General features: G+C 54.9%; 10 protein-coding genes. All 10 read right to left on the bottom strand.

Annotated elements, in window-relative coordinates; genetic code table 11:
• Positions 1–838: DNA polymerase III subunit delta (holA, locus tag HOLDEFILI_RS15065; RefSeq protein WP_006060692.1), on the bottom strand; the 838-nt coding region annotated here is incomplete at its 3' end.
• An 8-nt stretch (positions 839–846) separates the two neighbouring features.
• Positions 847–2,640, bottom strand: a complete 1,794-nt coding sequence (locus tag HOLDEFILI_RS15060) for a ComEC/Rec2 family competence protein (protein WP_039865119.1) — start codon at positions 2,638–2,640, stop codon at positions 847–849.
• A 135-nt stretch (positions 2,641–2,775) separates the two neighbouring features.
• Complete coding sequence (locus tag HOLDEFILI_RS18580) at positions 2,776–3,249, bottom strand: ComEA family DNA-binding protein (protein ID WP_006060689.1); 474 nt, start codon at positions 3,247–3,249, stop codon at positions 2,776–2,778.
• Between the two features lie 50 nt (positions 3,250–3,299).
• On the bottom strand, positions 3,300–3,770 hold the full coding sequence (gene greA / locus HOLDEFILI_RS15050; protein ID WP_006060688.1) for a transcription elongation factor GreA: 471 nt from the start codon (positions 3,768–3,770) through the stop codon (positions 3,300–3,302).
• 27 nt (positions 3,771–3,797) lie between these two features.
• On the bottom strand, positions 3,798–4,427 hold the full coding sequence (gene udk / locus HOLDEFILI_RS15045) for a uridine kinase (RefSeq protein WP_006060687.1): 630 nt from the start codon (positions 4,425–4,427) through the stop codon (positions 3,798–3,800).
• A 27-nt stretch (positions 4,428–4,454) separates the two neighbouring features.
• The gene (mltG, locus tag HOLDEFILI_RS15040; RefSeq protein WP_006060686.1) at positions 4,455–5,537 is read right to left on the bottom strand and encodes an endolytic transglycosylase MltG; all 1,083 of its coding nucleotides are present in this window, start codon (positions 5,535–5,537) and stop codon (positions 4,455–4,457) included.
• Complete coding sequence (locus tag HOLDEFILI_RS15035; protein ID WP_039865117.1) at positions 5,518–5,784, bottom strand: DUF1292 domain-containing protein; 267 nt, start codon at positions 5,782–5,784, stop codon at positions 5,518–5,520. Before HOLDEFILI_RS15035 ends, mltG begins: the two co-directional genes overlap by 20 nt.
• Positions 5,785–5,835: 51 nt before the next feature.
• Positions 5,836–6,255: a Holliday junction resolvase RuvX gene (ruvX, locus tag HOLDEFILI_RS15030; protein WP_006060684.1), complete on the bottom strand. Its 420-nt coding sequence runs from the start codon at positions 6,253–6,255 to the stop codon at positions 5,836–5,838.
• Positions 6,255–6,512, bottom strand: coding sequence for an IreB family regulatory phosphoprotein (locus HOLDEFILI_RS15025; RefSeq protein WP_006060683.1), 258 nt, complete (start codon positions 6,510–6,512; stop codon positions 6,255–6,257). The genes ruvX and HOLDEFILI_RS15025 overlap by 1 nt, the downstream gene beginning before the upstream one ends.
• A 56-nt stretch (positions 6,513–6,568) precedes the next feature.
• The coding region (locus tag HOLDEFILI_RS15020) for a DHHA1 domain-containing protein (RefSeq protein ID WP_006060682.1) at positions 6,569–7,764 on the bottom strand (1,196 nt) is incomplete at its 5' end.

Below are 7,764 nucleotides of genomic sequence, written 5' to 3'. Positions count from 1 at the left end.
GCCGGGCTACAGCTTCATGCGCTTTCTTGACGCGGAAAGGATGAACCTTCAGCTGCTGGGCGATCATCGATTCGCTCATCCGCCGATCGCTGAGCATGCGCACCTGCGCCATCAGGCGAAACTGCGAAGCCAGCAGGGCGACGAGGTAAATCGGATCCTTGTTCAGGGAATCCAGATCGTGCCACAGGTGCATCGCCTGTTTTAAATCATGCGTGATGACGGCATTGACCAGATGAAACACGTCCTCGTCCAACGGGCGGCTGACCAGATGCACGATGTCGTCGCGGCTGATCTTTGTTCCAAACAGCGTCAGCTTGATCAGCTCCTGATGGAAGCTTTCCAAATCAAGCGGCAGCCGCTGCATCAGCTCGTCCATCGCTTCGCGCGACAGGATCAGCTGGTGCGCTGATAGCTGTTGATTGACATACGAACGAAACTCGCGTTCATCAAGCCGCTTCATCGTGAACACCCGGCACGTCTTTACAGCCAGCTTGACCAGCTTCTTGCGCTGATCCAGACTTTCAAACTCACCGCAGAAAATTAAATCGGTGCTTGGGCAGCTGTGATTGAGGTAGTCCTCCAGCGCTTTGCCGTCCTTCTCGTTTAACGATCCGCTCGTCGTTAAAAAGACCGGATTGCGCACGACGACGGTTTTCTTTTCCGCAAAGAACGGAATTGTCCAGGCGTCTTCCAGAACCGCACGAAGCTGAAAATCAGCGTTGCCTGCTTCGTAGACCACCGTGTTCATACCCGTGTTTTCCGGATCGTTCGCTTTCAGCAGCTCGTCCAGTTTTTTCTTCAGCCGATACGTTTCCGACCCGTACAATAAATAGTTCATCGAATCACCTACCCTATTATAGCAAATCCCCGGCGTGCGGTAAAAAGGAAATTACAAATCGGCGTCACGATAATCCGGATATCGCCTTCCTGCTTCGTATCGAACATCCCGATCCGGCAGTCTTCCAGGCGCTGCATGACCTCGGGATGGGGATGTTGGTAGCGGTTATTGCGGCCGCTGGAATTCAGCGCCACAATCGGTCTCAGCATTTGCAGCCAACGCGCGCAGCTGGACGTGCGGCTGCCGTGATGCCCGAGCTTGACGATATCCGCGTGCAGGCCGGGAATCTGATCCAGAATTTTCTGCTCAATTTCAGCCGGGGCGTCCCCGCTCAGAATCATCGTCAGATCCTGCATCCGCAAAAGCAGCACCAGCGATCCCTCGTTCCCCTGCTGCGTTTCACTGTCAGGATTCAGATTGAAAATCGTTAAGCCATGCAGGGTCAGCGGTTCGGTCATCCTCTCGATCACCTGCGCAGGTTGATAGGCTTCGATTAAAGCCTCCTTGTTGCCGCTGTGATCATCGTCCTCATGCGTTAAGATCAGCGCGTCCAGCCGCTGCACGCCCTCGCCTTGAAGCATCGCTTCAACCTGATCCAGCGCCGCCGGCTTGCCGGTATCGATCAAAAGATTCCCCTGATTGTACGGCAGGCGGATCAGGATGCTGTCGCCCTGACCGACGTCGATCAGCGTCAGACTGGCCCACGGATGCCACCAGCCCAACAGCGTCCAGATCCCGATCAGCCCGCCGAAAAGAATCATCCGCACGCGCTTGGGGAACGTCCCGGCAACCCCGGCCAGAATCACAATCAGCCACGACAGCTGCCCCGGCAGCTCCCCGCCCCAGCCTAAGACCTGATCCAACAGACCGGCGAGACTCACACTGAAGGACAGAAACGGCGTAAAGACAAGCCCGGCCAGAGAGCCCAGCGTACACAGCGCCAGTCCCCAGCGCAACACGCGCATCCCAAGCACCATCATGGGATTCACGGCATGAAACAGGAAGCTCTGCATTGTCCAGCTCAGCGTAAAACGGGCGGTCCGCGGCGCTGAGCGAGCAGGAAACATAGCGAGCAGCGCAAACGCGAACGGAAGCAGAAAGGCCGCTGTCGCGACCCTTCGCGGCGCTAACAGTGCCAATAACAGCCACTTGGTTTTAAACGTTTCGATTTTATCGCGATGGGGATTCAGCCGGAAGCCTTCGCTCAGCACCAGACGAACCAGAGGATAGGGAAAATGCAGTATCGCGGCGATGCCCAGCACGGTCCCCAAGCGGATCCTCCGCACGCTCCGGTCCGTCCAGAACCAGCCGCAGATCATCCCCAGACCCTGGATCAGCACGCTGACTTGAAATCCGCAGCGAAGCAAGATCGCCAGTCCGCCTTCTTCCTCATTCACGCCCAGAATCAGCTTGCCTGCCAGCGCACGGGCAGCCGGATCGCGGATCGCTTCAATGCGGCGGTAAAGAAAAGCCCGCGGCGTTTTCCCGGTGCTTACGATCTTAACGGTTTTGGCAAACACGCGGCCGTTAAGCTTTTCCCGCAGCGACCAGGCCTTCGCGTCGAAACCATAGAACGAATAATTTTCTTCAAATAGGCTGCTTTCCCCTTCGACCTCGACCTGATCGTCTAACCCGGGACGATTTTCACTGATCACCTGAAAGCGGCCCTGCGGATTTTCGAGGATAAAGCTGTTGGCGGAAACCGCACTCACCGTGCCGCTGATCCGCAGTGGAGTGAGCGCCGGCGGCAGTTTCAGCTGCCAGAACAGAATGACAAGAACCGAGGACAGCCAGAAGAACAAGAAACTTCCGCTGTTTCGGGCGGGCTGAGATCAGCACGAAGACCAGGCTGAAAAGCAGGCCGGTTTTCTGCACGGGGAGCGGCAGAGACAGACTGATCACGACGCAAACCAGCCAGCGCAGCGCGTCAGTGTCGTTTATAAGCATATAAACTCCTTCAGCGCTTCCCATTTCTTCTGTTTGATGCCTGGCACCTGCATCAGATCTTCCAACGTTTGAAACAAACCATGCTCCGCGCGGTAAGCCACGATTTTTTCCGCCGTCGCCTGCCCCACTCCCGGCAGCTGCGTCAGCTGCTCGATGGATGCGGTGTTGATCGAAATCCGCGGCGTTTCCTGGAAATGGGGAATCTGGAACACGTCGTGATCCTTGACGATCATCGTCATTGAAAATGGCGAGAGGTCCGCATCGTCCAGCAGCGTCACTTGGTCCAGCAATTCGCCCAGCTCGGTGTAGGGCGGACATGTCAGAGTAACCGGCTCCCGCACAGCCCCCTCGATCGTCACGGTAATCGGCTGTCCGCGCATGGCATCCAAATCGACGACACGCTGCGGAATCAGCGGCAGAAGCAGAAAAACGAAACAAAAAATAAGCAGGAACTCTTTTCTCATAAGATCACCTGCTTATTCTATTGCGCAAATTGTTAAAAATCCTGCTTTTTTTACCGAATCTCTAAAATCTTTACCTGATACGGCTCGTCGACCAGAACTTCAACGGTCTGACCAACTTTGTGTTCCAGAATCGCTTCCGCCAGCGGCGTGACGTTGGACAGCTTGCCGTTGAGCGGATCCGCTTCTACGGAACCCACGATTGTGAACTCGTCGATCTGATGCGTGTCGAGTTCTTCGATCTTAACGGTTGAACCGATTTTCGCAACCCGTACCGAGCCCTGCTTATCGTCGATGATTTCGATATTGTTAAGCATGACTTCCAGCTCGCGGATCCGGGCTTCAACCTGAGCCTGACGATCCCGCGCGGCATCGTAGTCGGCGTTTTCAGACAAGTCGCCCTGCGCCCGGGCGGCCTTTAAATCTTCAATGACTTCCTGACGAACGACATGGATCAGGTTTTCCTGTTCCTTTTTTAATTCTTCAAGACCTTCTTGAGTTACATAAATTTTATCATCTGCCATTGGTTTTCTCACTCCTTAGCTCGGCTATTATAGCATATTTGGACTGATGATGCTACTGATTTTTGTCTTCAGCAGATCGATCGCAACGACGTTGCTTCCGCCCTCGGGGATGATCACGTCGGCATACCGTTTGGACGGCTCGATAAATTGCTCGTGCATCACCCGCACGGTTTCTGTGTATTGATTAACGACCGACTGCAGTGTTCTTCCGCGTTCCTCGACATCCCGCAAAAGCCGCCGGATAAAGCGGATATCGGCGTCGGTATCAACGTACACCTTGATGTTTAAGCGCTTGCGCAGCTCCGGTTCCTCCAGCACAAACAGCCCCTCGAGCACGACGACATCGCACGGCTCGATCACTTCCGTAACGGTGCTGCGGGTATGCTGGACAAAGTCGTAAACCGGCTTCTCAATCGCTTGCCCGGCTAACAGGGCGTCGATCTGTTCGATCATCAGCGCATGATCGAAAGCAAACGGATGATCATAATTCGTTTTTACCCGCTCCGCCATCGTTTTCTGCGACTGGTCTTTGTAATAATCGTCCTCACGGATGATCACAACCGACCGCGTCTGTTCAAATTCTGCCTTCAGACACTGGGCGATCGTCGTTTTCCCCGACGCGCTGCCGCCGGCGATGCCGATCAATAACGGCTTCATCTTCCCTCACCTCTTCCTGACTGACGCTTATTTTAAATACTTGCGGACATTGGCCTGATGCTCGGCGTAGGTCTTGGCGTAATACACCGTGCCGTCGCCCTTCACATCGGCCATGAAATACAGGTAATCGCTGGCCTGCGGCTGCAGGACCGCCTGAATCGCATCCCGTCCCGGATTGAGAATCGGGCCGGGCGGCAGACCTTCGACGCGGTAGGTGTTATACGGGGAATCAAAGTCCGGATTGACCTCGCACGCCATCCAGTCGTCGTCTTTTTCCTTATCAATCGCATAGCACACGGTGACGCTGGACTGCAGCTTCATGCCGGCGGCCAGACGGTTGTAGAACACGCCCGCGACCAGCTGCATATCGCTCGGCTTGGCCGCTTCATACTGAACAATCGAAGCCAGCGTAAACAGCTGGTGCACGCTCAGCTGCGACTGCGCGAACTGATCCGCAAACTCGTTGTAAACCTTCAGCGTCTGATCCAGTATCTTGCGGGTGATCTGATCGGCGTCGGCGTCGACAAAGAAATTGTAGGTTTCCGGAAACAGATAGCCTTCTAATAAAATCCGGCTGTCCGCATTGAAGATTTCCTCAGTTAAAAACGGATAATCACTCATCAGCGAACGGACATAGCTTTCATCGTTCCACAGCGCCAACATTTCATCCTTGCTGCAGCGCGTCGTCTCGCCGATTTTTTCAGCGATATGCTTCGCCCAGTCGCCCTCGATGAACGTTAAGCGCGTGTCGTTAACGACAGCTCCGTGGGAATCGTTGAGCACTTCAAAAATCTCCCGGACTTCCCAGCTCGGATCCAAGATGTACGTGCCGGCTTTGATGTTCGTCAGCTTCGCCAGCTTGACACTGATCTTCGCCGCCCAGCCGCTGCGGATCACGCCCTGATCTTCCAGGTTCTTAATGACCCGGTTGAGCGATTCGCCCTGACTGACGGTAAAGGTGATCTGTTCGCTTTCCGAAGCGGCCGGCTTCAGCTGACCGTTGTAAAAGAAAATCCCGCCCAGAACCAGGCCGGCGCATACGACCAGCACGATCAGTACGGCGGCCAGTCCGTTATTCTTTTTGCGCCGTTTATTCTTCGACTTCGGCATCGTCTAATTCCTCGACAAAAGCCCCGAAGACTTCCTCGATCATGCTCCACTCCTCGGGATCCTCAACCGGTTCCATTTCGCCCTCGTCGGTGTAGCTGCAGGCGAAAACCTCGCCTTCCTCATCCTTCGGATCGGTGAACAGCACATAGCTTTTGCTGCGGCTGTCGTCGTCGAAGGTGAACAGGATTTCCATTTCTGTTTCCGTGCCGTCTTCTTCCGTAATTAAAATTTTATTTGATTCCAACATCGCTTTTTCCTCCTTTTTGCGATTCAAATGAAAGAGTGCATTGCTGCACTCTTAGCGCTTCTGATCTAAATAACTCTGCAGGATTTGCACTGCCGCCATCTGATCGATCACCGCTTTGCGCTTTTTGCGGGAAACGTCCGCAGAGATTAAGATTCGCTCGGCCGCCGCCGTCGTCAGCCGTTCATCCTGTAAGATGACCGGCAGGCCGCAGGCTGCTTCCAGCTTCGCCTTGAAATCCAGCGAGATCTGGCCGCGGATCCCGACATCGCCGTTCATGTGCTTCGGCAGGCCCAGCACAAACTTCACTGCACCCAGCTCCTTCGCCAGCTGCACCGCCCGGGCGCAGGCCGCGTCGTAATCGTCATCCGCAAACCGGAACGTTTCCACGGTCCGGGCAATCATGCCCAGGGGATCGGAAACCGCGATGCCCAGCGTGCGGCTGCCCAGGTCCAGCCCCATGATCCGTTCCATTACTTTTCTTCCAGGTAGGAACGCACCAGTTCCTCGATGATTTCGTAACGCTCGACCGACTGAATGATGCTGCGGGCGTTGTGATGCGAGGAAATGTAGGCCGGATCATTGGAAATCAGATACCCTGCCAGCTGGTTCACTGCATTGTAGCCTCGTTCTTCGAGCGCTTCTTTTGTCAGCCGGAGCACCTGCTTGATGTTATCTCTGCGGATCTCCTCTGACTTAAAAGACATCGTTTCGGTAATTTGTTTTGACATGGATATCCCTCCTTGAATTCATTTTAGCGTAAACTGCGGAAATTGGAAAGGGATTTTCAAAGTTTTGAGCGAATCAGCGCAAAGACTTCGTCCACTTTGGAACCATCCTTGCCGCCCGACTGCGCCATGTCCGGCCGGCCGCCGCCGTTGCCCTGGCTCATCTGGGCCGCCATTTTCACGAAATCTCCGGCTTTTATGCCCTTGGCGATCGCTTCCTTACTGCAGGCGCAGACATAGGTGACCTTGCCTTCCGACGGATTAGCCAAGAAGATGAAAGATTTTTCACACTTATTGCGCAGCGTTTCCGCCAGGTTCTTCATCGCCTGTCCGTCAAGTCCGGAAACCTTTTCCAGAATGATATTCAGACCGTTGACCGCTTCCGCGTGATTGACCATGTCGTCCGCTTTGAAGACCATCATTTTCTGGTTCAGCTGCCCGATTTCTTTTTTCAGCGCCGCGTTTTCTTCCAGGACGCCCGCAACCTTTTCGCTGACGCCGTTAAGGCTGTTCATCTTCAGCTGCGCAGCGATCGTTTTTAACACGTCCTGCTCGCTGACGAACTCCTGATAGGCCGCATAGCCGGTCTTGGCGGTGATCCGACGGATGCCGGAGCCGATGCTTTCTTCGCTGACAATTTTGAATACGCCGATATCCTGCGTGTTGTGGACATGCGTGCCGGCGCACAGTTCCTTGGAAACCTCGCCCATCGATACGACGCGGACTTCATCGCCGTATTTTTCATCAAACAGCGCGATCGCGCCGGAATGCTTGGCTTCTTCAATCGCCATGACTTCGGTATGGACCGGGAATTTCGCCATGACGAAGTCGTTGACCAGCGCTTCGACTTCCTTCAACTGCTGATCGCTGACCTTTTCAAAATGAGTGAAGTCGAACCGCGCGTAATCCTGACAGACATAAGAGCCGGCCTGGGCGATGTGATCGCCGACGATCTTCTTCAGCGCGCTCTGCATCAGATGGACACAGGAATGGTTGGCCATCGTGCGGATCCGGCGCTGGACGTCGACCTGCAGCTGCAGCTTCATGCCTTCCTTCAGCACGCCGTCGACGACTTTCACATGATGCATAAACTGCTTGTGCGGCGCCTTCTTGACGTCGAGCACCTCGCAATCCGCTTCGTCGCAGGACATCGTGCCGCCGTCGGCCACCTGTCCGCCGCTTTCGGCGTAGAAGCAGGAACGATCGAGGATGACCTCGCCCTCATCTTCCAGCATCGCGACGCGCACGCCGTTTT

This window comes from Holdemania filiformis DSM 12042, assembly GCF_000157995.1.
In the GTDB taxonomy this organism is placed as follows: Bacteria; Bacillota_I; Bacilli_A; order Erysipelotrichales; family Erysipelotrichaceae; genus Holdemania; species Holdemania filiformis.
Note: the sequence above shows the minus strand (reverse complement) of the source record. Positions and strands in the feature narration are given on the sequence as shown.

What these genes read in the sequence shown, in the direction of transcription:
- udk (WP_006060687.1), bottom strand. Translation starts at nt 4,427, where the DNA reads ATGAAGCCGTTATTGATCGGCATCGCCGGCGGCAGCGCGTCGGGGAAA.
- ruvX (WP_006060684.1), bottom strand. Translation starts at nt 6,255, where the DNA reads ATGGAACGGATCATGGGGCTGGACCTGGGCAGCCGCACGCTGGGCATC.
- mltG (WP_006060686.1), bottom strand. Translation starts at nt 5,537, where the DNA reads ATGCCGAAGTCGAAGAATAAACGGCGCAAAAAGAATAACGGACTGGCC.
- HOLDEFILI_RS15025 (WP_006060683.1), bottom strand. Translation starts at nt 6,512, where the DNA reads ATGTCAAAACAAATTACCGAAACGATGTCTTTTAAGTCAGAGGAGATC.
- greA (WP_006060688.1), bottom strand. Translation starts at nt 3,770, where the DNA reads ATGGCAGATGATAAAATTTATGTAACTCAAGAAGGTCTTGAAGAATTA.
- HOLDEFILI_RS15035 (WP_039865117.1), bottom strand. Translation starts at nt 5,784, where the DNA reads ATGTTGGAATCAAATAAAATTTTAATTACGGAAGAAGACGGCACGGAA.
- HOLDEFILI_RS18580 (WP_006060689.1), bottom strand. Translation starts at nt 3,249, where the DNA reads ATGAGAAAAGAGTTCCTGCTTATTTTTTGTTTCGTTTTTCTGCTTCTG.